The organism is Streptomyces sp., from assembly GCF_031181555.1.
In the GTDB taxonomy this organism is placed as follows: domain Bacteria; phylum Actinomycetota; class Actinomycetes; order Streptomycetales; family Streptomycetaceae; genus Streptomyces; species Streptomyces fimbriatus.
The window spans coordinates 22,573-47,175 of the sequence record NZ_JAPSKQ010000005.1 but is presented as its reverse complement, the minus strand read 5'-3'; the positions used below and the strand labels follow the sequence as shown (position 1 = coordinate 47,175).

The following is a 24,603-nucleotide window of genomic DNA, read 5'->3' as shown; positions in this document are numbered from 1 at the left end:
GGTGACCGGAGCGCGTACGGAACCGTGCGGTGTCCCGCGGTACGGTCCCGTCAGCCGGTGAACCGGTACGTCGCCGCCGCCTGCTCGAACAGCCGTGTCACCTCGTCCCGTTCGGCCTCCGGTCCGCGCACCTGCACCACGTGGTACCGGCCGTCGATCAGCGCCGCGAGGTTGCGGACGTACAGCTCGCCCCCGTCACCGCCGGTCCAGGTGAACTGCCCCTCGGCCATGGTCCGTCCGCCCACCTCGATGGTCTTCAGACCGGTGGAGGTGGCCCAGCTGGAGTCGCGGTACGGCTGGAGCTCGCGCTCGTCGTCCCGCTGGTAGGCCATGGGGTCGCTGCCGTACTCCCGCGCGCTGTCCCGGCCGGGTACGACGATGAGTTCGAAGTCGCCGCGGGAGTAGACGACCTGCCCGCTGCCGTTCTTCGCGGTGCGCTCCCAGTCCTCGGCCACGGCGACCCGGAAGCCCTCGGGGTCCTCGCGCAGGGTGAAGCCGTCGGCGACCTCGGGTCCGGTGGTCTGCGTCTCGGCGGAGCCGGCCGACTCCTCGGAGCTTCCCTTGGTGGTCTCCTCCGAGCCGTCCTCGGAGTCGCCGTCCGGCTCCGGCGAGGTCCCGCCGTCCCCCGCCCCACCGCCCGGGGAGTGCGGCGCCTCGCCGACCTCGCCGGCCGTTCCGGTGCGGTCGGTGGAACCGGCGCCCGAGGCCCCCTCGCCGGCCTTCGGCATGAACAGCATGGCGTACGTGATCGCCGCGGCCATGGCGAGCAGCACCAGCAGGAGCAGGGTGCGGCCCAGCCGGCGCGGCGAGTGGTCCTTCTGTTTGGCCCGCTTGTGCCGTCCGTGGTGCGCGGGCAGGGCGGCGCGCCGCCTGCGCACCAGCTCGCCCCGCCGCCGTACGACCGGCAGCCGGCTCGCGTCGACGGGCGGCGCCGTGATGACGTGCACGCCGGCCTCCGGCTCGGGCGCCGACCGCACCAGGGAACGCAGCCAGCCGCGCAGCTCCTCGAAGTCCGGTCGCTCGGTGGGGTCCTGACGCAGCAGCGACTCCACGACCGGCCTCAGCGGCCCGCACTCCTCGGCGAACGCGGGCGGCTCGGCGCACACCATCTGCACCAGCTCGGCCGTCGACTCCTCCGGGTACGGCGCGTGTCCCTGGACGGCCCGGAACAGCAGCGCGCCCAGCGCCCACAGGTCGGTCGCGGGTCCGATCGGCGCGGCCAGCTGCCAGTTCTCGTGCACGGGCCCGGCCTGTTCCGGCGCCCACCGCTCCGTCACGGGCCCGACGACGGCCATCCGCGCCTGCCGCGCCCGCTCGGCGGCCAGCGCGGTGGCCGGGCCACGGCGCGCGGGCGTGGGCGCCACCAGGTCGTCCCAACGGGCGGGCGGGGCGGCTCCGCCGGGTCCCGGCGCGTCGGCCGCGGGACCGGGGGCACGGCCGGCCACGGAGCCACCGGCCGTGGAACCACCGGCCGGAAGGGGCGTACGCGGCTGTCCGCGACGTTCGTCGCCGACGGCCGCCGGCGTACCGCCGGTGCCGGTGCGGGGCGCGGCGCCGTGCCGGTCGGTGGCGCCCACGCCGTAGGGGTCGGCTATCCGTCCCGGCGGAACCGCACCGGCCGCCGTGCCCCCGCCGCCCTGCTCCGGGACGTACGGCGGTTGCGCGGAGCCGTTGCCGTGCGGGGCGGGGGCCGGTACGCCCCCCTCGGGGGCGGACCGGGCCCCGGGCAGGGCGGCCCGTCCGCTCTGCTGGGCCTCCTGGACCCGGGCGGCGGCACGGGCGCCCGCCCGGTACGCGGCGATCGCGCCCGCGCGTGCCGCCCGCACGTCCCCCGTGCTGTCCAGGGCCCGCGGGACCGCCGCGGCGGAGCCCTCCCCAGCCGTGTCCGCCCCGCCCGGGGGCAGCCGGCCCGCCCGTGCCTCGATGGCGGCCCGTCGCGCGGCGTCGGGATCGCGGGCCGGGACGGAGTCCCGGGACGAGGCGGGGGCGGCGAACCCGGGGGGCCAGGACGGGCCGCGCCCCGGATCCGGTGCTCCCGCGGGCGCCGCCGGGTCCAGGGCCCCGACCGCCCCCGCTCGCTCTCCCGCCCGTTCTCCGGGCCCTGCTTCCGGGTCCTCGTCCGGTGCCGGCACCGGGTCGTAGCCGCACAGCGCCTCCTCCGCCGCGCCGACCGCGAGACCGGTCAGCATCACCCGGCCGTCGTCGCAGACGAGCACGGTGCGCGCGGTGATGTTGCGGTGCACCCAGCCGTGGGAGTGCAGCACCCGCAGGGCCGTCAGCACGTCGGAGGCGACCTCCGCCGCCCGGTACGGGGACAGCGTCTTCTCGGCGAGCAGGGCCGCCAGCGGACGCGCGGCCACCAGCTCACTGACGATCCACAGCGAACCGCCCTCCGCGAACACGTCGAAGACCTGGTCCAGCCGCGGATGGTCGGGAATGGCGGCCGCCGCCTGCGCGGCCTCGACCGCGCGCCGCACGACCGGATCGGCGGGCCGCCGCGCGTCCGCGCGCGCGGACGCGGGCCCGAAGCCGCGCCGTGCGCCCCCGTCACGGGCCGTGAAGCCGTCGGGCAGTCCCTCGGCGTCGAGCACCTCGGCCTCGACGACCTCCGGCAGCGGAACCTGCCTGACCAGGACCTCCTGACCGCTGTAGGTGTCGAAGGCACGGGTCTCGGTGAGCTCGTACTCGTCGGAGGGCGGCAGCGGCAGACGGTAGCGGTCGGCGAGAACCCGTCCCGCGTAATCCTCCACGTTGCCTCCCCCGGCCGTACGGTCGGTCAGTTCCGTTCGCCCAGCGGGCCGTTCCGGCTTCGTACGGTCCGCAAGCACTCACGATACGTGCCGGAGGCAACCCGCAGAGAGGGGATGCCACATCTCCCTCCCCATTCCGGGGCCCGCTCATGCTCAGGACTTGGGTTCGAACGTCTTCGTCAGCGTCCGCCAGGTGTCCTTGCGCTGCTCACTGTCCCACTTGGCGGCCTTGGCCGTGTACATCAGCGCGTATCCGAGCCGGTCGTCGACGACGAACCCCCGGTCGACGGTCCGGTACTTCGTCCCGCTCTCCACATAGGTGAACTCCCAGTCGGCCGTGTTCCACCCCCGGTAGTCCACCTCCTCGATACGGATCCTCTTGTACTGCGAACGCACCATGTAGCGTTCCTGGTTCTTCCAGTCCGCCACGGGGTCGTCCTTCGGCGTGGACGTCCAGGCGACGAGCAGCTTCTGCCCGTCGGGCCCGGTGAAGCGGTCTCCCGCGGCCCCCGTCGACCGGTACTTCCAGCCCCCGGGCAGCCCGATCGAGTACCCCTGGTTCCCCTCGTGCGTCTCCTTCGCCGAGGTACCGCCACCGTCCTCGGCCGGGTCGTCCGAGTCGTCCGGGCCGTCCGCCCCGTCGTCGTCGGTCCCCGGGGTGTTCGCCGAACCGGCCCCCGCACCGGCCGATTCGGTCGCCGTGCCGTCGGTGCGGATGCCGCCGCTCTCGTCGTCCTTGGTGTCCGCGCTCGGCGTCCCACTGGCGACGGCCTTACCGCCCCCGCCGCCCTTCGCCCCCTGGCCGCTCTCGTCGTCGCCGCCGAGTGCGAAGACCAGCACGGTGCCGAGGACGGCGAGCACCACGGCCACCGCGATGATCACCAACGTCCGCCGCGGCACCACATCGGTGATCGGAGCCCTCGGCACAGGCCTCGCCGGCAGGTCCGGCGGCGTCATCACCGGCCACCCGGAACTCCGCCCGCCCGAGGCCGGCGTGCCCTGCGCGGCCGCCCGCGACCCGGACCCGGCACCCGCACCGGAGGGCGCGGCCGGGGCGGACGGGGACGACGCCGTGCCCGTCGCCCGGGTCCCGGCAGCTCCACCGGCCCTCGAAGACTCGGTTCCGCTGCCGGACCTGGTGCGTGCCGCGGCTCCGGCCGAGCCGGCGGCCACCGCCGCCTTCCGCACGGAACGCAACGCGCCCCGCAGCCTCTCCCCGGCCTCCTCGCCCCGCTTGCTCCCGGCGTCGTTCTGCTCACCGGGCTGCTCGGGCAGCGGCACGACCTTCGTCGCGTCCGCGGGCTCCGCCCCGGCCTCCGGCGCGCGGATGACCGCGTTCAGCATCGCCCGGGCCCCGGCGTCGTCGAGCCGCCGGGCGGGGTCCTTGGTGAGCAGCCCGTGGATGACGTCCCGGAGCGGTCCCGCGTTCTTCGGTTCCTCGAGCGGCTCGGTCATCACCGCCGTGAGCGTCGCGATCGCGGATCCCTTGTCGTACGGCGGCGAGCCCTCCACCGCCGCGTACAGCAGCCCGCCGAGCGACCACAGGTCGGCCGCCGGCCCCGGCTTGTGCCCGCGGGCCCGCTCCGGGGAGATGTAGGAGGGGGCGCCGACCAGCATGCCGGTCGAGGTGATGGACGGGTCGCCCTCGACCTGGGCGATGCCGAAGTCGGTGAGCACCACCCGGCCGTCATCGGCGATCAGCACGTTGGACGGCTTCACGTCACGGTGCAGGATGCCCTCGCGGTGCGCGGAGCGCAGCACGTCGAGCACGGCCAGCCCGACCTCGGCGGCGCGTTTCGGCCCCAGCAGGCCGTCCTCCCGGATGACCTCGGCGAGCGACTTGCCCTCGACGAGTTCCATCACGATCCAGGGCCGGTCGTCCTCCTGGACCACGTCGAAGACGGTCACGGCGCTGGTGTTGCGGATCCGTGCGATCGCCTTGGCCTCGCGCAGCGTCCGCGTGATCAGCCGCCGCTTCTCCTCCTCGTCGATGTTCGACGGGAACCGAAGCTCCTTGACGGCGACGGTACGCCCCAGCGTCTCGTCCTCGGCCCGCCACACCGTCCCCATGCCGCCGCGGCCGAGCACATCTCCCAGCCGGTACCGCCCGGCGAGGAGACGTGCGCTCTTGTCCTGACGGGATGTCCCCGCCCGCTCCGCCTCCGACATGCGTCCCCTCATGCAACCCGCCCTGACAGAGCCTTCATTGTCCCTCACCCGACAAGCGGCCGACGCCCAGGGTGCCTCTGACGGTGTGCCGGGCCCCGGACAGCCGGGGCCCGGGCGACGTGCCCGTTCCGCCGCCCTGCATGATGGGCCTCCACGAGGGAGGAGCCGGGATGCCGCCGCTTCGGACACTACTGGCCGTTCCTGTGTCCCTGGCCCTGCTCGCCCTGGCTCCGGCCGCTTCGTCGGCCCCGTCGGCCTCGCCTGCGGACGCACTCCTTCCGCTGTTGGTCACACGAGGTGGAGCCCCGGCCGCGGCCCTGCTGGCCCGGGGGGAGAACGGCCCCCGCTATGCCCACGCCGGCGAGGGCATAGCGCGTGCCGACCGCTTCCGTGCCGGAAGCATCACGAAGACGTTCATCGCGACCGTCGTGCTGCAACTGGCCGACGAGCGGAGGCTGTCACTGGCCGACACCGTGGAGGAGCACCTGCCCGGCCTGGTGCGGGGAGCGGGCAACGACGGCCGCGCGCTGACCCTGCGCCGCCTGCTCAACCACACCAGCGGTCTGTACGACTTCTCCGCGGACACACGAGGCACCGTCCCGGTCACGCCTCTTCAGGCCGTACGCATCGCGCTCACCCACCCTCCGGCCGACCGCGGCCGCTTCTCCTACTCGAACACCAACTACGTCCTGCTCGGCCTGGTCGTCGAACAGGTCACCGGTCGCTCCTACGCCGTCGAGGCCGAGCGCCGCATCATCACTCCCCTGCGTCTGACGGGCACCTCCTTCCCCGGCTCCCGGACGTCACTGCCCTGGCCGCACGGCCGCGCCTACGCCGCCGACGGAACCGACGTCACCCGGCTCGACCCGCGGGTGGCCGGAGCCGCGGGCGAGCTGGTGACCACGTTGGCCGATCTGAACCGCTTCTACGCGGCCCTGCTCGGCGGTGAGCTGCTGCCCCCGCGCCGGCTGCGCGAGATGCTCGACACCCGTGCCGCACACGGCTCGTACGGCATGGGCCTGTTTCCCGTGGAGCTTCCGTGCGGCACCACCGTGTGGGGACACAACGGGCGCATCTCCGGCAGCTACGTGCGCACCGCAGCCACTGTCGACGGCCGGCGTGTCCTCACCTTCCGGGTGAACACGGACGCGATGGCGGACCCCGGTCTCGAACCCGCGGTGCTCACGGCCGAGTTCTGCCCCCGCATCTCGTAGAACGGCCGGGTTCCGGACGAAGGTCCCGATTCGTACCACTCGTTCGAGTGATCCGGTTCGGGCCTCCGGCAGGCCTCGGCCCCGGCCGATCCGCTCACCCCCCGGCCGGCCCCGCCGCCCGACCGCCGGGCCCGGCCCTACAACGGCACGATGTCCGGGGCGCCCAGCCGTGCCGCGTCCGCCGTCAGGTCGTCGGGCTGCCGCTGCGACTCCCGCTCGGCCTCCACCCGCTTCTCGTAGTGCTGCACCTCGCGCTCGATCTGACCCTCGTCCCAGCCCAGCACCGGAGCCATCAGCTCGGCGGCCTCACGTGCGCTGCGCGTACCCCGGTCGAACGTCTCGATCGATATGCGGGTGCGCCGCGTCAGCACGTCGTCCAGGTGCCGCGCCCCCTCGTGCGAGGCGGCATAGGTGATCTCGGCGCGCAGATAGTCGTCGGCCGCCCTCAGCGGCTCGCCCAGCGAGGGGTCCGAGGCGATGAGGTCCAGGACCTCCTCCGCCATCGCCCCGTAGCGGTGCAGCAGGTGCTCCACCCGCACCGTGTGCAGTCCGGTGCGCGCGGCGATCCGCGCCCGCGCGTTCCACAGCGCCCGGTATCCCTCGGCGCCCACCAGCGGCGTGTCCTCGGTGACGCAGTCGGCGACGCGCGCGTCGAGTCCGTGCACCGCCGCGTCCACCGCGTCCTTGGCCATGACCCGGTACGTCGTGTACTTGCCGCCCGCCACCACGACGAGGCCGGGCACCGGATGGGCCACGGTGTGCTCGCGCGACAGCTTGCTGGTGGCGTCCGACTCACCGGCGAGCAGTGGCCTCAGGCCGGCGTACACACCCTCGACGTCGTCCCGCGTGAGCGGGACCGCGAGCACCGAGTTGACGTGTTCCAGCAGGTAGTCGATGTCCGCGCTGGACGCGGCCGGATGCGCCTTGTCGAGGTCCCAGTCGGTGTCCGTGGTCCCGACGATCCAGTGCCGGCCCCAGGGGATGACGAACAGCACGGACTTCTCGGTGCGCAGGATGAGCCCGGTCGTGGAGTGGATGCGGTCCTTGGGGACGACCAGGTGGATGCCCTTGGAGGCACGGACGTGGAACTGTCCCCGCTCCCCGACCATCGCCTGTGTGTCATCGGTCCACACGCCGGTGGCGTTGACGACCTGCTTGGCGCGGACCTCGTACTCGCCGCCGCCCTCGACGTCCTGCACCCGGGCGCCGACGACCCGTTCGCCCTCCCGCAGGAATCCCGTGACCCGCGCGCGGTTGGCGGTCTTGGTGCCGTACGCCGCGGCCGTGCGCACGAGTGTCGCCACGAACCGGGCGTCGTCCATCTGGGCGTCGTAGTACTGCAGCGCCCCGACCAGTGCGTCCTTCCTCAGACAGGGCGCGACCCGCAACGCGTGACGGCGGCTCAGGTGACGGTGCAGGGGCAGGCCCCGCCCGTGGCCGCGGGCCATCGACATGGCGTCGTAGAGCGCGACTCCCGACCCGGCGTACAGCCGTTCCCAGCCCTTGTGCCGCAACGGGTACAGGAACGGCACCGGCCGCACCAGATGCGGAGCGAGCCTCTCCAGCAGCAGGCCGCGCTCCTTCAGGGCCTCCCGTACGAGCGCGAAGTCGAGCATCTCCAGGTAGCGCAGGCCGCCGTGGATCAGCTTGCTGGACCGGCTGGAGGTGCCCGACGCCCAGTCACGCGCCTCGACCAGGCCCGTGGACAGGCCACGGGTCGCGGCGTCGAGCGCGGTGCCCGCGCCGACCACGCCGCCGCCCACCACCAACACGTCAAGCTCGTGCTCGGCCATGGATGCGAGTGACTCGGCGCGCTGCGCCGGCCCCAGTGTCGCTGTCCTCACCGCTGCCTCCCGCTCATCGGTCGCGTAGGCCGCACCCGTCGGGCGAAGCCCGGTTCCCCTCCCCATGCCCAAATTCTGACCGGCTTGCCCGAATTCAGCCACCACGCGCCCCGGCCTGTGGACACCCCCGCGGAACGACTCACCGAAACTCGGCCGACCAATCCCACATATCGGTCATATTTACTCCTAGTCTGACATTGCGCTCGCCCGTCCTGTCCACAGGGCTTGCGCGCCTGTCCCACTTCGGCTACTGGGAAGGACGGCCCACGCCATGCCCGCAGATCTCGCCGTCATCGGACTCGGACCGTACGGCCTGCCCCTGGCCCAGGCCGCCGTCGCCGCCGGCATCCCCACCATCGGCTACCGGACCGGCCCCGAGGCGGGCTCCCTCAGCCCCGCCGAACAGCGCCGCATGCTCGCCCAGGGTTTCCGTACGACGACGAACGCCGCCGAGCTCGGCCGGGTGCGCACCGCGGTCATCTGCGCCCCCGCCCCGCGCGGAGCGGACGGCGGGCTGGACCTGAGCCAGGTGGAGGCGGCCGCCCGCACGCTCGCCGCCCGGCTGCGCCCGCACACCACGGTGATCCTGGAGTCCCCCGCGCTCCCGGGGACGACGGAAGGCCCCTTCCTGCGCCTGCTCGAGTCGGGGTCGGGGCTCCGCGCGGGCCGCGACTTCCACCTCGCCTACTCCCCCAGCCGCGTCGACCCCGGCAACCGCGACTTCACCCCCGCCAACACCCCCAAGGTCATCGGCGGCCTCACCCCGGCCTGCACCGAATCGGCCGCCGCCTTCTACGGACGGCTCACCGACAAGGTGGTCCGCGCGCGCGGCCCCCGCGAGGCGGAGACCGTGCAGGTGCTGGAGACCAACTTCCGGCACGTCAACATCGCCCTCGTCAACGAGATGGCCGTCCTCTGCCACGACCTGGGCGTCGACCTGTGGGACGTCATCCGCTGCGCGGAGACCAAGCCCTTCGGCTTCCAGGCCTTCCGCCCCGGCCCCGGCGTCGGCGGCCACGCCGTGCCCCAGGACCTGACCGCCCACACGGGCCGCACCCTGCGCATGGCGGAACTCGCCCAGCAGGTCAACGGCCGGATGCCGCACTACGTCGTCCAGCGTGCCGCCGCGCTCCTCAACGAACACGGCAAGTCCGCGCGGGGCGCCCGCGTGCTCCTCCTCGGCGTCACCTACAAGGCCGACCTCGCCGACCAGCAGGGCTCCCCCGCCCAGGAGATCGCGGTCCGGTTGATGGAGCTCGGCGCGTCCGTCAGCTACCACGACCCGCACGTGCCGTCCTGGCACGTCCTCGACCGCCCCGTCCCCCGCGCCGACTCCCTCTACGAGGCGGCCGCCGACGCCGACCTGACGATCCTGCTCCAGCAGCACCGCACGTACGACCTCCAGGGCCTGTCGGTGAAGGCCCAGCTGCTGCTGGACACGCGGGGGGCGACTCCTACGGGGGCGGCGCACCGGTTGTGAGGGGGGCGCCCGGAGCAGGGCCGCGCCCCGAGGGCGGGGTCCGGACCGTGTCCTTGGAAGAGGGCTCCCAGAAGAACCGGGGCGCCGCCGAGGACACCAGCGGCCTCACCCGGGTGGACCAGCGTGGATCGGCCTCGAAGACAACCGCGCGCCCCCTCACCGCCACGGGCGCCCCCGCGGGCCCACCCGGACATGCGGAAGGGGCCGGTCACCTCCCCAGGTGACCAGCCCCTCAGTGCCGTGTCGAAAGCCCGCGCAGGCCCTACCGCCGGTGCTGCGAGTCCGCCACCGTCACCTCGACGCGCTGGAACTCCTTCAGCTCGCTGTAGCCGGTGGTGGCCATCGCGCGGCGCAGGGCGCCGAAGAGGTTCATCGAGCCGTCCGGGGTGTGGGACGGGCCGGTGAGGATCTCCTCCAGGGTGCCGACCGTACCGAGGTCGACCTTCTGGCCGCGCGGCAGTTCCTCGTTGACGGCTTCCATGCCCCAGTGGTTGCCCTTGCCCGGACCGTCGGTCGCGCGGGCGAGCGGGGAGCCCATCATCACCGCGTCGGCGCCGCAGGCGATCGCCTTGGGCAGGTCGCCGGACCAGCCGACACCGCCGTCCGCGATGACGTGCACGTACCGGCCGCCGGACTCGTCCATGTAGTCGCGGCGGGCGGCGGCCACGTCGGCGACCGCGGTGGCCATGGGGACCTGGATGCCGAGCACGTTGCGCGTGGTGTGCGCGGCGCCGCCGCCGAAGCCGACCAGCACGCCCGCGGCGCCGGTGCGCATGAGGTGCAGGGCGGCCGTGTAGGTGGCGCAGCCGCCGACGATCACCGGGACGTCGAGTTCGTAGATGAACTGCTTCAGGTTCAGCGGCTCGTGCGAACCGGAGACGTGCTCCGCCGAGACCGTCGTACCGCGGATGACGAAGATGTCCACGCCCGCGTCGACGACGGCCTTGGAGAACTGGGCGGTGCGCTGCGGGGAGAGCGCGGCGGCGGTGACCACGCCCGAGTCGCGCACCTCCTTGATGCGCTGCCCGATCAGCTCCTCCTTGATCGGAGCGGCGTAGATCTCCTGGAGGCGCCGGGTGGCCGTCTCGGCGGGCAGGCCGACGATCTCGTCCAGCAGCGGCTGCGGGTCCTCGTGGCGGGTCCACAGGCCTTCGAGGTTCAGCACGCCGAGGCCGCCGAGCTCGCCGATGCGGATCGCGGTGGCCGGCGAGACCACCGAGTCCATGGGGGCGGCCAGGAACGGCAGCTCGAAGCGGTAGGCGTCGATCTGCCAGGCGATCGAGACCTCCTTCGGGTCCCGCGTACGGCGGCTGGGGACGACGGCGATGTCGTCGAAGGCGTACGCCCGGCGGCCGCGCTTGCCGCGCCCGATCTCGATCTCAGTCACGTCTGTGGCCTTTCCCTGATGCGTTGCAGCGCCTTCCAGTATCCCCGACGGCTGTGCCGGCCACCGCCCCGGACGTACGGCGAGGGCGGCCCGGATCCTCCCGGACCGCCCTCGGAGACCGTCATACGCGTGTGCGGCCGTCGCGGGCGACCGCCGCACGCGCGCGTGTCAGCGCTTGCTGCTGTAGTTCGGCGCCTCGACCGTCATCTGGATGTCGTGCGGGTGGCTCTCCTTCAGGCCCGCGGAGGTGATCCGCACGAAGCGTCCGTTGGCCTGGAGCTCGGGCACGGTCCGGCCGCCGACGTAGAACATCGACTGGCGCAGGCCGCCGACCAGCTGGTGGACGACCGAGGAGAGCGGGCCGCGGTAGGGCACCTGGCCCTCGATGCCCTCGGGGACCAGCTGCTCGTCGGAGGCGACGCCCTCCTGGAAGTAGCGGTCCTTGGAGAACGACTTGCGGTCGCCGCGGGACTGCATGGCACCGAGCGACCCCATGCCGCGGTACGACTTGAACTGCTTGCCGTTGATGAACAGCAGCTCGCCGGGCGACTCCTCGCAGCCCGCGAGCAGCGAGCCGAGCATCACCGTGTCGGCGCCCGCGACGAGGGCCTTGGCGATGTCGCCGGAGTACTGCAGGCCGCCGTCGCCGATGACCGGCACACCGGCTTCCTTGGCGGCGAGGGCGGCCTCGTAGATCGCCGTGACCTGCGGGACGCCGACACCGGCGACGACACGCGTGGTGCAGATGGAGCCGGGGCCGACGCCGACCTTGATGCCGTCGCAGCCCGCGTCGACGAGGGCCTTCGCGCCGTCGCGCGTGGCGACGTTGCCGCCGACGACGTCGACGCCGGAGGAGTTCGACTTGATCTTGGCGACCATGTCGCCGACCAGGCGGGAGTGGCCGTGCGCGGTGTCGACGACGATGAAGTCGACGCCCGCCTCGATCAGCGCCTGGGCACGCTCGAAGGCGTCACCGGCGACACCGACCGCGGCACCGACCAGCAGCCGGCCCTCGGCGTCCTTGGCGGCGTTCGGGTACTTCTCGGCCTTCACGAAGTCCTTGACCGTGATCAGGCCCTTGAGGACGCCGTTGTCGTCGACCAGCGGAAGCTTCTCGATCTTGTGGCGGCGCAGCAGCTCCACGGCGTCCGCGCCCGAGATGCCGACCTTGCCGGTGACCAGCGGCATCGGCGTCATGACCTCGCTCACCCGGCGGGAGCGGTCGGTCTCGAAGGCCATGTCACGGTTGGTGACGATGCCGAGCAGCTTCTTGTTGCCGTCGGTGACCGGGACGCCGCTGATGCGGAACTTGGCGCACAGGGCGTCGGCCTCGGCGAGCGTGGCGTCCGGGTGGATGGTGATGGGGTCGGTGACCATGCCGGACTCGGACCGCTTCACCAGGTCGACCTGGTTGGCCTGGTCCTCGATGGACAGGTTGCGGTGCAGGACACCGACGCCGCCCTGGCGGGCCATCGCGATCGCCATGCGCGACTCGGTGACCTTGTCCATGGCGGCGGACAGCAGCGGGATGTTGACCCGCACGTTCTTGGAGACGTACGAGGCGGTGTCGATCTCGTCGGGCGCCATGTCCGACGGGCCCGGCAGCAGCAGCACGTCGTCGTAGGTCAGCCCGAGTGTCGCGAATTTACCGGGCACTCCGTCGACGTTGGCAGTCATGACACCTTCCCCAAATGGCCTTGATCGGTGCGGATGTCCATGCTAACGGGAAGTGGAGGTGTCTCATTCCACGATCATGAACGGCTCCGGGCTTCGTATGTTCGTACGGGCACGGCGGCGTGTCCGTTCATGCGCCGAAAGGGCGGCGCACCGGCGTCGGTTACTGCTCCGCCAGCGCGCGCAGCCGGCTCAGCGCGCGGTGCTGGGCCACCCGGACCGCGCCGGGTGACATTCCCAACATCTGCCCGGTCTCCTCCGCCGTGAGGCCCACGGCGATGCGCAGCAGCAGCAGCTCGCGCTGGTTCTCGGGCAGGTTGGCCAGCAGTTTCTTGGCCCACTCGGCGTCGCTGCTGAGCAGGGCGCGTTCCTCCGGACCGAGGGAGTCGTCGGGACGCTCGGGCATCTCGTCGGAAGGCACCGCCGTCGAGCCGGGGTGCCGCATCGCCGCGCGCTGCAGGTCGGCGACCTTGTGGGCGGCGATGGCGAAGACGAACGCCTCGAAGGGCCGCCCGGTGTCCTTGTACCGGGGCAGTGCGAGGAGCACCGCGACGCAGACTTCCTGGGCGAGGTCCTCGACGAAGTGCCGGGCGTCGCCCGGGAGCCGGGACAGGCGGGTGCGGCAGTAGCGCAGCGCCAAGGGGTGGACATGGGCCAGCAGGTCGTGCGTCGCCTGCTCGTCCCCGTCGACAGCGCGGTGGACGAGCGCACCGATCGCCCCTTGGGCCGTGCCCGCCTCGTCGTCGCGCATCGGTCCATGGTGCCTTGCGGACGCCGGGTCCGCGGCACCGCGCCCCTTGTTGTGCACCGAAGCGTTATGAGCAGGTGCGCCGGAACTCATCCCTTGCGCCCTCCCCTTCCGCTCGACCGACTCGTCCCCGAGGAACTCCACACCTCAAGGATGCGGCATCCGCCGCGAAACGAGCAGTGGGCACCCTTCGGTCACCGCCGATGCCCTGGTGGACCGGGTTTTCGGTGCTCTTCTCGCGGTGTGCGCGGCCGGCCCCGGGGCCTGTCGTCCGGATCGGTCCGGGTCCGCGCGGCCGGGAGCCCGTCCCGCCGAGCCGTGGGCCCCTCCCGGGCGGGGAGTGGGCCTCGCCGGTGGTGCCGTCCCCCGCCGGCGTCGCCACGCGCGCGTGCGGCCCGGGCGGGGGCATCCGCATGCCCCCGCTCGTCGGCTGCCGCGCGCCGCCGCGCGCCGGATCCGGCCCGGTCCGCCCGATCCGAAGGACAGGCCCTAGCGCACGAGACCCCACCGGAAACCGAGCGCCACCGCGTGGGCCCGGTCCGAGGCGCCGAGCTTCTTGAAGAGCCGCCGCGCGTGCGTCTTGACGGTGTCCTCGGAGAGGAACAGCTCGCGGCCGATCTCGGCGTTGGAACGGCCGTGACTCATGCCTTCGAGGACCTGGATCTCACGCGCGGTGAGCGTGGGTGCGGCGCCCATCTCGGCGGAGCGCAGCCGGCGCGGGGCGAGCCGCCAGGTCGGGTCGGCGAGAGCCTGGGTGACCGTGGCGCGCAGTTCCGCGCGGGACGCGTCCTTGTGCAGGTAGCCGCGGGCACCGGCGGCCACCGCGAGCGCGACACCGTCGAGGTCCTCGGCGACGGTGAGCATGATGATGCGCGCTCCGGGGTCGGCGGACAGCAGCCGCCGAACGGTCTCGACGCCGCCCAGGCCGGGCATGCGTACATCCATCAGAATCAGATCCGAGCGGTCGGCTCCCCAGCGGCGGAGGACTTCCTCGCCGTTGGCAGCCGTCGTCACGCGCTCGACACCGGGCACGGTCGCGACCGCGCGGCGGAGCGCCTCTCGGGCAAGCGGGGAGTCGTCGCAGACGAGGACGGAAGTCATGGCCGCCCTCCGCAGCTGATGCGCGTCACCTTGAGCCTCCAGGCTGGTACGAAATCGTCACCTGTGCGGTCGACCGTCTCGGACGCCTGCCCGAGCGCTTGTTCTTTCAACCGCCTCGCACTCTCAACGACGGTCACTCGAAAGAGTTACGGGGCCGTCTGCCATCTTCGGCACTCTACGTGAGGAGGCGGACACGATGCAGACGCGCGCGACGGACCCCCGAACTTTCATCACAACCCGTGCCCCATTCAGCCCCTTTTCTTCCCGTTTGCTGGTGTCCGGAGCTAGATTCGCAATGAGTCATATTTTCATCTCCTTTGATCGTAGTTGTACGGTCGTGGACACCGGATCCGCCCAGAACGGCTACAAGGGGTCACGCAATGGCAGATTTCTCCCGCCTTCCCGGACCGAACGCGGACCTGTGGGACTGGCAGCTCCTGGCTGCGTGCCGCGGGGTGGACAGCTCGCTCTTCTTCCACCCCGAAGGTGAGCGGGGCGCGGCTCGAAGCGCTCGCGAGAACTCGGCCAAAGAGGTCTGCATGAGGTGCCCGGTGCGCGCCGAGTGCGCCGCCCACGCGCTGGCGGTGCGCGAGCCGTACGGCGTGTGGGGCGGACTGACCGAGGACGAGCGCGAAGAGCTCATGGGGCGGGCGCGCAACAGGCTGGTATCGGCATCGGCAGCCGGCGGGCACGCCGCTTCGAACACCTGAAGGAACGTTTCTGTAAAAACTGGGGCACGCACGCGTGCCCTTGTCTTTTCCCTGGCCGGTCACCGACCGTCACGCGGGAGCGGTCCCGCCGGCCCCGGCCCGGGCTACCGAGCCGCCGCCCGCGCCAACTGGTCCAGCGTCGCGACGACCGCCGGCACCTGCGCGAGGTCGGGAAGGGTGAGCGCGACGATCTCCCGCCGCACGGCGGGCTCCAGGGCGACGGTGCGCACCCTCCTGGGCCGTACGGACTCGATGGCCAGCTGCGGCAGGACGGCGACGCCGAGCCCGGCGCCGACCAGGCCGGCGACCGCCGGATAGTCGTCGGTCGCGAAGTCGATGCGCGGGGTGAACCCGGCCGCCTCGCACACCTCGACCAGCTGCCCCCGGCAGCGTGGACAGCCGGCGATCCACGGCTCCTCGGCGAGTTCACCGATGGCGACGGACTCCGCGTGCGCGAGCCGGTGCCGTTCGGACACGAGCCCCACGAGCCGGTCCGTCAGCAGCGGCCGCACGACGAGGTCGTCCCACTCCTCGGCACCCGCCGCCCCCTCGTAGCGGAAGGCGAGAGCCACGTCGCAGTCGCCCTCGCGCAGCATCTCGACGGAGCGGGGCGGCTCGGCCTCCTCCAGGGAGACCCGGGTGCCGGGGTGGGCGCCGCGCAGGGCGGCGAGGGCCGTCGGGACGAGCGTGGAGCTGCCGCTGGGGAAGGAGACGAGCCGGACCCGGCCCGCGCGCAGCCCCGCGATGGCGGCGACCTCTTCTTCGGCGGCGGTGAGCCCGGCGAGGATCCCGGCCGCGTGCCGCACCAGCGCCTCACCGGCCTGCGTCAGGCGCATCTCGCGGCCGCTGCGGATGAGCAGGGGCGTGCCGACGGACCCCTCCAGGGCTTTCATCTGCTGGCTGACGGCGGGCTGGGTGCAGCCCAGTTCGCGGGCCGCGGCGGAGAAGGAACCGGTGGTGGCCACGGCGCGCAGCACACGCAGATGACGAGCTTCGATCACACCCCCAAGGATAAGCCGCCCTTTGACGTGACGCCGAATATTGCGTCGACGCTTTGGCTCTCATCGCCTACCGTGCGCCCATGAAGCTTCTGTCTGTGAACCTGGGACGCCCCAGGGCCGTGCCGTACACGGACCACCCCGAGGGTCTGACCGGTATCGACAAGCAACCCGTGGACGGGCCGGTGCGGGTGGCGGCGCCGGGGACGAAGGGGACCGGCGCGAGCGGACTGGCCGGGGACGCCGTGTGCGAGACGCGGCACCACGGCGGAGACGACCAGGCCGTGTACGCCATGGCCCGCGAGGACCTCGACGAGTGGGAGCGCACGCTGGGGCGCCCGCTGCGGAACGGCTCGTTCGGCGAGAACCTCACCACCGCGGGCATCGACGTGTCCGGCGCCCTGATCGGCGAGCGCTGGGCCGTCGGGGCCGAGGTGGTGCTGGAGATCACCTCCGGGCGCATCCCCTGCCGCACCTTCCAGGGCCACATGGGTGAGAAGGGCTGGGTGAAGCGGTTCACGGAGCGGGGCGCCCCGGGCGCGTACCTGCGGGTGATCCGGCCCGGTGAGATACGGGCGGGCGACGCGGTGCGGATCGTGCACCGGCCGGAACACGAGGTGACGGTCGCGCTGCAGTTCCGGGCGATCACGACCGAGCGAGCGCTGCTGCCCCGGCTGCTGACGGCGGGCGAGGCGCTGCATCCGGAAGCCCGGGCGGTGGCACGGACGTACGTGGAGAAGTACGGAACGGACGCCAAGGCCTGACGGCTCGTCCGGCATGTTCGGGCCGGACGGGCCGTCCGGGCCTTCGGGGCGTTCGGGTCCGTCCGGCACGTTTCCCGCCGCGGTGGCAGGGCGCGCCCGGCCGCCGCGGCGGGCCTCCGCGAGCCGGGTATGCACCGCCGGGAATCCCCACGCCTTCCTCCCCCGCCCCCGGCATGCCGTCCCCGGCCGGGCGCCGCACGGCTCCCAGGGGCGGAACCCGGACTGCGGGCGAGGGTCGGTTCAGGGGCGGGTCGGGGCGGTTCCCCGATGTCCGGCGCATCGTGACCGAGGACGCTCGATGCATGTCTCGCCACACGTCTCGAAGCGCGGCACCGGACGGGGGAAGCCCGCCCGGCACTCGCCGCGCCTTCCGCTGGAAGCGGCTTGTCATCGTGCTCGGTTCGCTGGTCACCGCGGTCGCCGTGGCCGTCGGCGGCCTGTTCGCCTGGCTGTGGACCGACGCGAGGGTCAGCACGGTGGGCAAGGCGCCGTTCGACAACGCGCTGGCGATACCGCCGCTGGCCGAGTCGACCGTAGAGAAGGACGGCACACGGGTCTTCGACCTGCGCATGCAGGCGGGCGAGACGGAGTTCCGGGACGGGGTGAAGACCCCCACCTGGGGGTTCAACGGCTCCTATCTCGGCCCGACGCTGCGGGCACAGCGCGGCGAGAAGGTGCGCGTGCGGATCAGCAACGGCCTGGAGGAGGCGTCCTCCGTGCACTGGCACGGCATGCACCTGCCGGCGCGGATGGACGGCGGCCCGCACCAGGCGATCGCCCCGGGCGCCTCCTGGACACCGCACTGGACGGTGGACCAGCCCGCGGCGACGCTCTGGTACCACCCGCATCCGCACGGCAGAACCGAGGCGCACGTCCGGCGCGGCCTGGCGGGCCTGTTCCTCCTCGACGACGAGGAGTCGGCACGCCTCCCCCTGCCGAAGCGGTACGGCGTCGACGACCTGCCCGTCGTCGTGCAGGACGTCCGTTTCGACGGCTCCCGGCTGGCCGGCGGCCGTCGGCTGATGCAGAACGTGGGCTTCCTGGGCGACCGGACCATGGTCAACGGCACCTTGCGCCCCTACCGGAAGGTGTACGACGAGCTGATACGGCTGCGGCTGCTCAACGCGTCCACCGCGCGCACCTATGCCTTCGGTTTCCCGGACGGCCGCGCCTTCTCGCTGGTGGGCACGGACGGCGGTCTGTCGGCGCGGCCCGCGGTCATGGACCGGGTGCAGCTGTCACCGGGTGAGCGCGCCGAGATCGTCGTGCGGATGGAGGCGGGTGAGCGGGTGATGCTCCGCAGCTTCCCCCAGGACAACTACGGGGACGCCTGGCAGCGGCGGTTCGGCGGGGGCGACGACTCCTTCGACGTACTGGAGTTGCGTGCGGCCGAGCGGCTGCGGCCGTCACCGGGGCTTCCCGCCGAGCTTGCCGAGGTGGAGCTGCCGCGCGAGGAGGAGGCCGTGCGCGGACGGCACTTCGATCTGAAACGGTCCGGGATCAACGGCCGGGCGATGGACAGGGGACGCATCGACGAGACGGTCGTGCGCGGGACGACGGAGGTGTGGACGGTACGCAACACGAACGGCATGCCGCACAACTTCCATGTGCACGACGTGCAGTTCCGTGTGGTGGAGGTGAACGGCTCGGCTCCGCCGCCGGCCCTGCGGGGGCCGAAGGACACGGTGTTCGTGCCGCACGGTACGACGATGAGGCTGGTGCTGCGCTTCACGGGACCGGCCGATCCGAACACTCCGTACATGTACCACTGTCATCTGCTGTACCACGAAGACGAAGGGATGATGGGCCAGTTCGTGGTGGTGGAGAAGGGCCGGCCGGCCGGGACGCCGCCGGGGCATGCGGGGCATGCGGGCCATGGACGCGGGCACGGGGAGGGCTGAACCGACCGGTCTCCGGCGCATCCGCGCGGGGCGAGGCCACAGAGCGGACGCCTCCGCTCCGGGTAACTACTCTTGCGCCATGACAACGGCTCTGATTACGGGATCGACGGCGGGGATCGGTGCCGCGTTCGCGCGGCGGCTGGCGGCCGACGGACACGACCTGGTGCTGGTGGCCCGCGACACCGGACGGCTGCGGGAACAGGCGACCGAGCTGCACGACCGCCACGGCATCGAGGCGGAGGTGCTGACGGCCGACCTGGCGGAGGACCAGGGCATCGAGGCGGTGGCCGCCCGGCTCGGTGACCGCAAGAACCCGATCGACCTGCTGGTCAACAACGCCGGCTTCGGCAACAAGGGCCGCTACCTCGACGTCCCCATGGCCGACGAGCTGAGGATGCTCAAGGTGCACTGCGAGGCGGTGCTCCGGCTGACCTCGGCGGCGGCGGAGGCGATGCGGGAGCGCGGGCGCGGGGGCGTCGTGAACGTCGCCTCGGTCGCGGCGTTCCTGCCGCGCGGGACCTACGGGGCGTCCAAGGCGTGGGTCGTGCAGTTCACCCAGGGCGCGGCGCGGGATCTGGCGGACAGCGGCGTACGCCTGATGGCACTGTGCCCGGGGTTCGTGCGCACCGAGTTCCACGAGCGGGCCGGGATGGGGACGGACAACATCCCGAACTGGATGTGGCTGGACGCGGACAAGGTCGCGGCGGCGGCCCTCGCGGACCTGGCCCGGGGCAAGTCGGTGTCGATCCCGGACCCCCGGTACAAGGCGCTGATGGGAGCGGCGAAGCTGGTCCCGCGCGGCGTGCTGGGCGGGATCTCCTCGCGGACGGGGCGGAAGTACGGGCCCCAGTAGCCCCGTGGGGAGGTCGTGGCGGGCCGGTGGCAGGCACGGTGAAGGTGCGGTGGCCCCGAGCGACCGGCGGGCGGCGGCCGGGCCGGCCCCGGCAGCGGCTGGGCGGGCCGGAGCCCGCGCCCGGAGGGAAAATGGTGCTGACAGGAACCGGACCCAGGGGGCGCCGGAGGCGAATGCCATGACCTTCGTACAGCTCATCGACTGCAGGACGAGCCGGCTCGAGGAGATGGACCGGCTCATGGACCAGTGGGTCGAGCAGACCAGGGGGAAGCGGACGGCCACGCACGCCGTGGTCGGCAAGGACCACTCGGACGCGACGCATGTCGTCGAGATCGTGGAGTTTCCGTCGTACGAGGAGGCGATGCGGAACTCGCAGCTTCCGGAGACCGACCGGATCTTCCAGGAGATGGTGGCACTCTGCGACGGGATGCCCACGTTCACGGACCTGGACGTGGTGCGGGACGCGCAGCTGAACACGGACACCGCGCGGCAGTTCTTCGAGGTGCTGGTCACCGAGGGCGACCTGTCGCCGATGACGGGCCTGGTCGAGGAGCACTACCACGACCATGATCCCGCCAACGAGCAGGACGCCATCGGACTGGACCACTTCCGGCGGGACATGGACGTGTGGCGCGGCGGCTTCGACTTCTCGTTCCGGATCGAGGACCAGATCGCCCAGGGGGACCGCGTGTGCACGCGGTGGAGCTGGGAGGGAACCCACAAGGGCGACTTCCTCGGGATTCCGGCCACGGGGAGGAAGGTCTCCATGACGGGCACGACCATCTTCCGCTTCGGCGGGAACGGAAAGATCGTCGAGGGCTGGTGGCAGTACGACCGGCTCGGGCTGATGGTGCAGCTGGGGGCGGTGGAACCGACGGAGATGTGAGCTCCGCCGGGAACGGCGCGTCCTCTGTCAGAGGCGACGACCAGGGTTCTGGGCCTGCCGTCGGGGGAGGCCCAGAACGCCGCGGCGCGGGTTTCCCGCGTCCGCCGCCCGCCTAGCGCTTGTAGGTGTTGCCGCCCGTGTCCTTGACGGACTTGCAGGTGCGGCCGGTGTCGGACCCCGAGCGGACGGCCGGTGCCTTCTTGTTGTAGTAGTTCACGGTGTAGGTGTTGCCCGAGAACGTGTTTCCGCCCTTTCCGCAGGTGTCGGCCCTCGGGAACGCCCAGTAGGTGAACATCCCGTAGTTGCCGTTCCCCCGGGTCTTCCCCTTGTGGTCGCGGCCCTTCTTGAAGACGTTCCCCTGGACCTTGTTCCCGCTGCTGCCGTCGCTGGCGCGGACGGGGTCGCCGGAGATGACCTGGAAGGTGTTCCCCTTCACCAGGTTCCCGTTGCTCCCGGGTGTCTTCTGCGTCTGGTGGAAGGCGAGGTAGACACCGTGGGTGTTCCCCGGGACCGTCTTGTTCTCGAGGTTGACGAACGAGTTGTTGGTGATCCTGGCCTTCGAGACGTAGTTCAGGTGCACGCCGGCGTAGCCCTTGCCGCCCTTGACCCAGGCATTGCCGATCTTCTTGAAGGTGATCCGGTTGACCACGAGCCCTTTGACCGGGCCGTCCTGCCTGGTCCCCGTGGCCTTGATCCCCCCGTCGCCGTAGCGCTGCACGGTGTACGGCCCCTGGAAGTTCAGCTTGGGCGAGGCCGGACCGACCTTCGTCCAGTACCCGGCCCTGGCCGCCCGCCCGTCGAACGTGACGGGGCCCGTCCCCGGCTGGGCCTTGACCGTGACCGTACCGTCGGCGATGCCCGGCCCCCACTCCACCCCGGCATCGGTGTAGGTGCCGCCGCGGAGCATGATCGTCGCGTTCCTCGTGTGCCTGGCCTCGAGCACGGCCTGGGCGTCACGCAGGGACCCGACCGGATTCTGCGCGGTGAGGCCGGCCTTCCCGGCCACCCGCAGGAGTGACGTCCCCGAGAGCCCGGCGAGCGAGGTTCCGCCGGAGCCGACGTACACGGTGACGTCCTCGCCCCCGGCCGGAGCGGCCGACGCCCCCGGGCCGCCCGGAACCAGCGTCGTCACGGCCGCCGCCAGGCACGGCAGACCGATGCGCAGGTGCTTGCGCATGGATGTTCCCCCTCCGGTGAAAGGTCGTGTGGGGCACGGGCGAGGGGTCCGTTCCCGCCGCTCGCCCGTGCGACAGGAACGCTGCCCGGGTCCACCCCGCCGCCGCAAGCACTTCACGGTGTCCGGGACAGTCCCGAACGGCGCCGGACACCGTGACGGGTCACGACCGGGTCCCGCCCCGCCCACCGGCCGGACGCGGCTTTGCTCCGGCGCACTCGCCACCGGCGCGGCCGGTCCCGCGGCCGCGCCGGTCACCCCGGCAGGCCCGGCTCCCCCGCGCGCGTACGGACGAACATCAACTGAAGGCTGGAAAAACGCAGTTGTAGCGCTCCCACGCGCTTGGCAGACTCACCCCGCCGATGATCGGTTCCCGTCGGCACAGGGGAACTCCAATCTCTGTGGGGGATATGTCCATGAAACTCACCGCGCCCGGACGCGTCCTCGGCCGCGCCGCCGTCGTCCTCGCACTGGCCCTGGGCCTCGCCACCGGCTCCACCGGCCTGCTGCCCGGCCCCGAGGCGCACGCGCAGCCGGTCGCCGAGGGCTCCTTCAGCTTCAGCGGCGACGAGGGCGACTGGGTCAGTGGCGGCCAGTCCTACGCCTACTCGACCTCGTCCCAGGACCGCCTGAACGTTTCCGCCGACACCGGGAACAACGTCGTCTCCCTCTCCGTGGACGGAGCCAACGGCGACTGGTGGTACCTCGACCTCGCCGCCCCCTCCGGCACGGCCCTCGCACCGGGCACGTACACCGGAGCCACCCGCCACCCCTTCAACGAGCCGACCGAGCCCGGCCTCTCCCTCAGCGGCAACGGCCGCGGATGCAACACCCTCACCGGCGAATTCACCATCAACGCCGTGGAGTTCGGTCCGCAGGGGTACGTGGAGAAGCTCGACGCCACCTTCGTACAGCACTGCGAGGGAGGCTCCACCGCCGCCCGCGGCGAGGTCCACATCGACAACCCGCCCCCGCCGGCCGAGCTCGACCTCGGCCTCGCCGTCGCGCTGAAGGGCACGGCGAGCACCCTCAACGGCAAGGCCACCCTCCACGGCACGGTGAGCTGCAACAAGCCCGTCCAGGTGAACGTGTCCGGTGACGTCACCCAGGTGAAGAGGCAGAACCTCATCCGCGGCTCGTACTCGACGTCGGTGTCCTGCGTTCCGGGCGAACCGGTCGCCTGGACCGCGACGGCCACGCCCACCGGTTCCGTACCGTTCCAGCGCGGCGACGTGGAGGTCGAGGCGCGTGCGACGGCCACGGACCCGGACTACGACAAGCCGGTGACGGTCACGGAGACGACGGCGGTCCGCCTGACCCGCGGCTGACCGGCGGGTGGGCGAGGGCCCGGCCGCACGGTTCCGGAAGAAGTCGCCGCCGCACGGCAACCCATCGCCGTGCGGCGGCGACAACGGACCGGTGGACACCGAGGGCCATCGCACATCGAACGAAAGCCGTGACATGCGCAGTACGAACACCGCCCCGCGCACGGGGCACCGGAGAAAGAACGGCCGACGCCGCACCGTCCTGGTCGGTGCGCTCACCACGTCCCTCGTGGGCGGCGCCGTGATCGGCGGCGTGCTGATGTCGGCATCCGCCGCGGGGCCGGGCGCGGGCACCTACCGCCTGGTGAACGCGGCGAGCGGAACCTGTCTGGAGGTCCCGTCGGGAAGCACGGCCGACGGGGTGCGGCTGGCCCTGGCGGCCTGCGACGGGGGCGCGGACCAGAACTGGGAACTGACCGACTCCGGCGACGGTTTCACCGTGAAGTCCTCCGCCACCGGCCTGTGCGTGGGCGTCAAGGACGATTCGGCCTCCATCGGGAAGGCCGTGCAGCAGCAGAGCTGCGACGGGGGCCCCTCCCAGGTCTGGAAGGTGAGTTCCCTCGATGACGCCGCCCACCACCTGGTCAACGCGCACAGTGAGAGGTGCCTGACCCCCAAGGACGGTCTGCTGCAGCAGAACTCCTGCGACAAGGCCGCCGGCAAGAGCTGGACCCTGCGGGAGGTGAACGGTTCGACGCCCCCGGCGAACCCGACGGCGAGCACCTCCGCGTCGCCCTCCACAGCTCCTTCCACGGCTCCTTCCGCATCTCCCTCCACGGCCCCCTCCGCGTCCGCGACCGTCCCTGCCCCTCCCTCCGCCTCCGCGAGCACCACCGCCCCCGCGGACGGCAAGCCCTCCGCCGGCACCGGCTTCGCCTCCTGGCCCACCCCCACCGACGAGCAGCCCGTCTCCTCGACCATCGAGGTGAAGGGCGAGTACGACGGCTCCCTGAAGCGCTTCCACGGCTCGGGCGCCCTCGGCGGCAGCGGCCAGGGCGAAGGCCAGGACCCGCTGTTCGAGCTCGCCGACGGCGCGACGCTGAAGAACGTGATCCTCGGTGCGCCCGCCGCCGACGGAGTGCACTGCACCGGCAGCTGCACCCTGATCAACGTGTGGTGGGAGGACGTCGGCGAGGACGCCGCCAGCTTCAAGGGCAAGTCGTCGTCGGCCCGGTACGAGGTGATCGGCGGCGGTGCCCGCAAGGCCGACGACAAGGTCTTCCAGCACAACGGCGCCGGCACCCTGACCATCAGGGACTTCCAGGTCTCCGACTTCGGCAAGCTCTACCGCTCGTGCGGCAACTGCGGCACCCAGTACCAGCGCCACCTGGTGGTCGACAACGTCCTGGTCACGAGCCCCGGCAAGGTCCTCGCCGGCGTCAACGCCAACTACGGTGACACCGCGACCCTCTCGGGCGTGAAGATCGTCGGCGACAGCAAGAAGAAGACCGTCGTCTGCGAGCGCTTCAAGGGCAATGACAGCGGTGACGAGCCGACCTCGCTCGGCAGTGGTCCCGACGGCAGGTCCTGCCTCTACCGGGACTCCGACGTGACGTACCAGTAGGCGCGCCACGCACGGGCGAGGGCCCGGCACCGCTGCTGTTCAGCGGTGCCGGGCCCTCGCG

The 24,603-nt window shown here is 72.3% G+C and carries 18 protein-coding genes and 1 pseudogene; 10 read left to right on the top strand and 9 right to left on the bottom strand.

Annotated features, from left to right (window positions below; translation table 11 throughout):
* Positions 1-50: 50 nt before the first annotated feature.
* Together RIM90_RS02250 and RIM90_RS02245 are read right to left on the bottom strand one after the other, a co-directional pair.
* Positions 51-2,750, bottom strand: coding sequence for a protein kinase (locus RIM90_RS02250; RefSeq protein WP_309058783.1), 2,700 nt, complete (start codon positions 2,748-2,750; stop codon positions 51-53).
* Positions 2,751-2,903: 153 nt separating this feature from the next.
* Positions 2,904-4,919, bottom strand: coding sequence for a serine/threonine-protein kinase (locus RIM90_RS02245; RefSeq protein ID WP_309058782.1), 2,016 nt, complete (start codon positions 4,917-4,919; stop codon positions 2,904-2,906).
* Between the two features lie 170 nt (positions 4,920-5,089).
* On the opposite strand from RIM90_RS02245, the gene RIM90_RS02240 reads away from it, so the two are divergent.
* Positions 5,090-6,133: a serine hydrolase domain-containing protein gene (locus RIM90_RS02240; protein WP_309058781.1), complete on the top strand. Its 1,044-nt coding sequence runs from the start codon at positions 5,090-5,092 to the stop codon at positions 6,131-6,133.
* 137 nt (positions 6,134-6,270) lie between these two features.
* Here the strand turns inward: RIM90_RS02240 and RIM90_RS02235 are convergent, their stop codons facing one another.
* Complete coding sequence (locus RIM90_RS02235; RefSeq protein WP_309058780.1) at positions 6,271-7,977, bottom strand: glycerol-3-phosphate dehydrogenase/oxidase; 1,707 nt, start codon at positions 7,975-7,977, stop codon at positions 6,271-6,273.
* Between the two features lie 271 nt (positions 7,978-8,248).
* Here RIM90_RS02235 and RIM90_RS02230 point away from each other — a divergent pair, with 271 nt between their 5' ends.
* Positions 8,249-9,457 (top strand): nucleotide sugar dehydrogenase, encoded by a 1,209-nt coding sequence (locus RIM90_RS02230; RefSeq protein ID WP_309058779.1) that lies wholly within the window; start codon positions 8,249-8,251, stop codon positions 9,455-9,457.
* A 262-nt stretch (positions 9,458-9,719) separates the two neighbouring features.
* Here the strand turns inward: RIM90_RS02230 and RIM90_RS02225 are convergent, their stop codons facing one another.
* The 4 genes from RIM90_RS02225 to RIM90_RS02210 all read right to left on the bottom strand — a co-directional run bounded on the left by RIM90_RS02225 (position 9,720) and on the right by RIM90_RS02210 (position 14,367).
* A complete protein-coding gene (locus tag RIM90_RS02225; RefSeq protein ID WP_309058778.1) occupies positions 9,720-10,844 on the bottom strand; it encodes a GuaB3 family IMP dehydrogenase-related protein in 1,125 nt (374 codons plus the stop codon).
* A gap of 168 nt (positions 10,845-11,012) precedes the next feature.
* Positions 11,013-12,521, bottom strand: coding sequence for an IMP dehydrogenase (gene guaB, locus RIM90_RS02220; RefSeq protein ID WP_309058777.1), 1,509 nt, complete (start codon positions 12,519-12,521; stop codon positions 11,013-11,015).
* 160 nt (positions 12,522-12,681) lie between these two features.
* A complete protein-coding gene (locus RIM90_RS02215) occupies positions 12,682-13,269 on the bottom strand; it encodes a sigma-70 family RNA polymerase sigma factor (protein ID WP_164338721.1) in 588 nt (195 codons plus the stop codon).
* Positions 13,270-13,755: 486 nt separating this feature from the next.
* Positions 13,756-14,367, bottom strand: a complete 612-nt coding sequence (locus RIM90_RS02210; RefSeq protein ID WP_003948568.1) for a response regulator transcription factor — start codon at positions 14,365-14,367, stop codon at positions 13,756-13,758.
* Between the two features lie 380 nt (positions 14,368-14,747).
* Between RIM90_RS02210 and RIM90_RS02205 the strand changes: the two genes are divergently transcribed.
* On the top strand, positions 14,748-15,077 hold the full coding sequence (locus tag RIM90_RS02205) for a WhiB family transcriptional regulator (RefSeq protein WP_159535352.1): 330 nt from the start codon (positions 14,748-14,750) through the stop codon (positions 15,075-15,077).
* Positions 15,078-15,181: 104 nt separating this feature from the next.
* Here the strand turns inward: RIM90_RS02205 and RIM90_RS02200 are convergent, their stop codons facing one another.
* Positions 15,182-16,078: a LysR family transcriptional regulator gene (locus RIM90_RS02200; RefSeq protein WP_309058776.1), complete on the bottom strand. Its 897-nt coding sequence runs from the start codon at positions 16,076-16,078 to the stop codon at positions 15,182-15,184.
* A gap of 80 nt (positions 16,079-16,158) precedes the next feature.
* Here RIM90_RS02200 and RIM90_RS02195 point away from each other — a divergent pair, with 80 nt between their 5' ends.
* The 4 genes from RIM90_RS02195 (at position 16,159) to RIM90_RS02180 (ending at position 20,479) form a co-directional block, all read left to right on the top strand.
* The gene (locus RIM90_RS02195) at positions 16,159-16,839 is read left to right on the top strand and encodes an MOSC domain-containing protein (RefSeq protein WP_309058775.1); all 681 of its coding nucleotides are present in this window, start codon (positions 16,159-16,161) and stop codon (positions 16,837-16,839) included.
* Between the two features lie 302 nt (positions 16,840-17,141).
* Positions 17,142-18,740 carry a multicopper oxidase domain-containing protein gene (locus RIM90_RS02190; protein WP_309058774.1) on the top strand — a complete coding sequence of 533 codons (1,599 nt, stop codon included), beginning with the start codon at positions 17,142-17,144 and terminating at the stop codon, positions 18,738-18,740.
* A 79-nt stretch (positions 18,741-18,819) separates the two neighbouring features.
* Positions 18,820-19,593 carry an SDR family NAD(P)-dependent oxidoreductase gene (locus RIM90_RS02185; protein WP_309058773.1) on the top strand — a complete coding sequence of 258 codons (774 nt, stop codon included), beginning with the start codon at positions 18,820-18,822 and terminating at the stop codon, positions 19,591-19,593.
* A 178-nt stretch (positions 19,594-19,771) separates the two neighbouring features.
* The gene (locus RIM90_RS02180; protein WP_309058772.1) at positions 19,772-20,479 is read left to right on the top strand and encodes an ester cyclase; all 708 of its coding nucleotides are present in this window, start codon (positions 19,772-19,774) and stop codon (positions 20,477-20,479) included.
* 112 nt (positions 20,480-20,591) lie between these two features.
* On the opposite strand, the gene RIM90_RS02175 is transcribed toward RIM90_RS02180, so the two are convergent.
* The gene (locus RIM90_RS02175; RefSeq protein ID WP_309058771.1) at positions 20,592-21,656 is read right to left on the bottom strand and encodes a right-handed parallel beta-helix repeat-containing protein; all 1,065 of its coding nucleotides are present in this window, start codon (positions 21,654-21,656) and stop codon (positions 20,592-20,594) included.
* A 413-nt stretch (positions 21,657-22,069) separates the two neighbouring features.
* On the opposite strand from RIM90_RS02175, the gene RIM90_RS02170 reads away from it, so the two are divergent.
* The 3 genes and pseudogenes from RIM90_RS02170 to RIM90_RS02160 all read left to right on the top strand — a co-directional run bounded on the left by RIM90_RS02170 (position 22,070) and on the right by RIM90_RS02160 (position 24,542).
* Positions 22,070-22,981, top strand: coding sequence for a hypothetical protein (locus tag RIM90_RS02170; RefSeq protein ID WP_309058770.1), 912 nt, complete (start codon positions 22,070-22,072; stop codon positions 22,979-22,981).
* 133 nt (positions 22,982-23,114) lie between these two features.
* Positions 23,115-23,615 (top strand): annotated as a pseudogene (locus tag RIM90_RS02165) (RICIN domain-containing protein); the annotation flags it as partial.
* A gap of 45 nt (positions 23,616-23,660) precedes the next feature.
* Positions 23,661-24,542: a pectate lyase gene (locus RIM90_RS02160; RefSeq protein ID WP_375165390.1), complete on the top strand. Its 882-nt coding sequence runs from the start codon at positions 23,661-23,663 to the stop codon at positions 24,540-24,542.
* Positions 24,543-24,603: the final 61 nt, after the last annotated feature.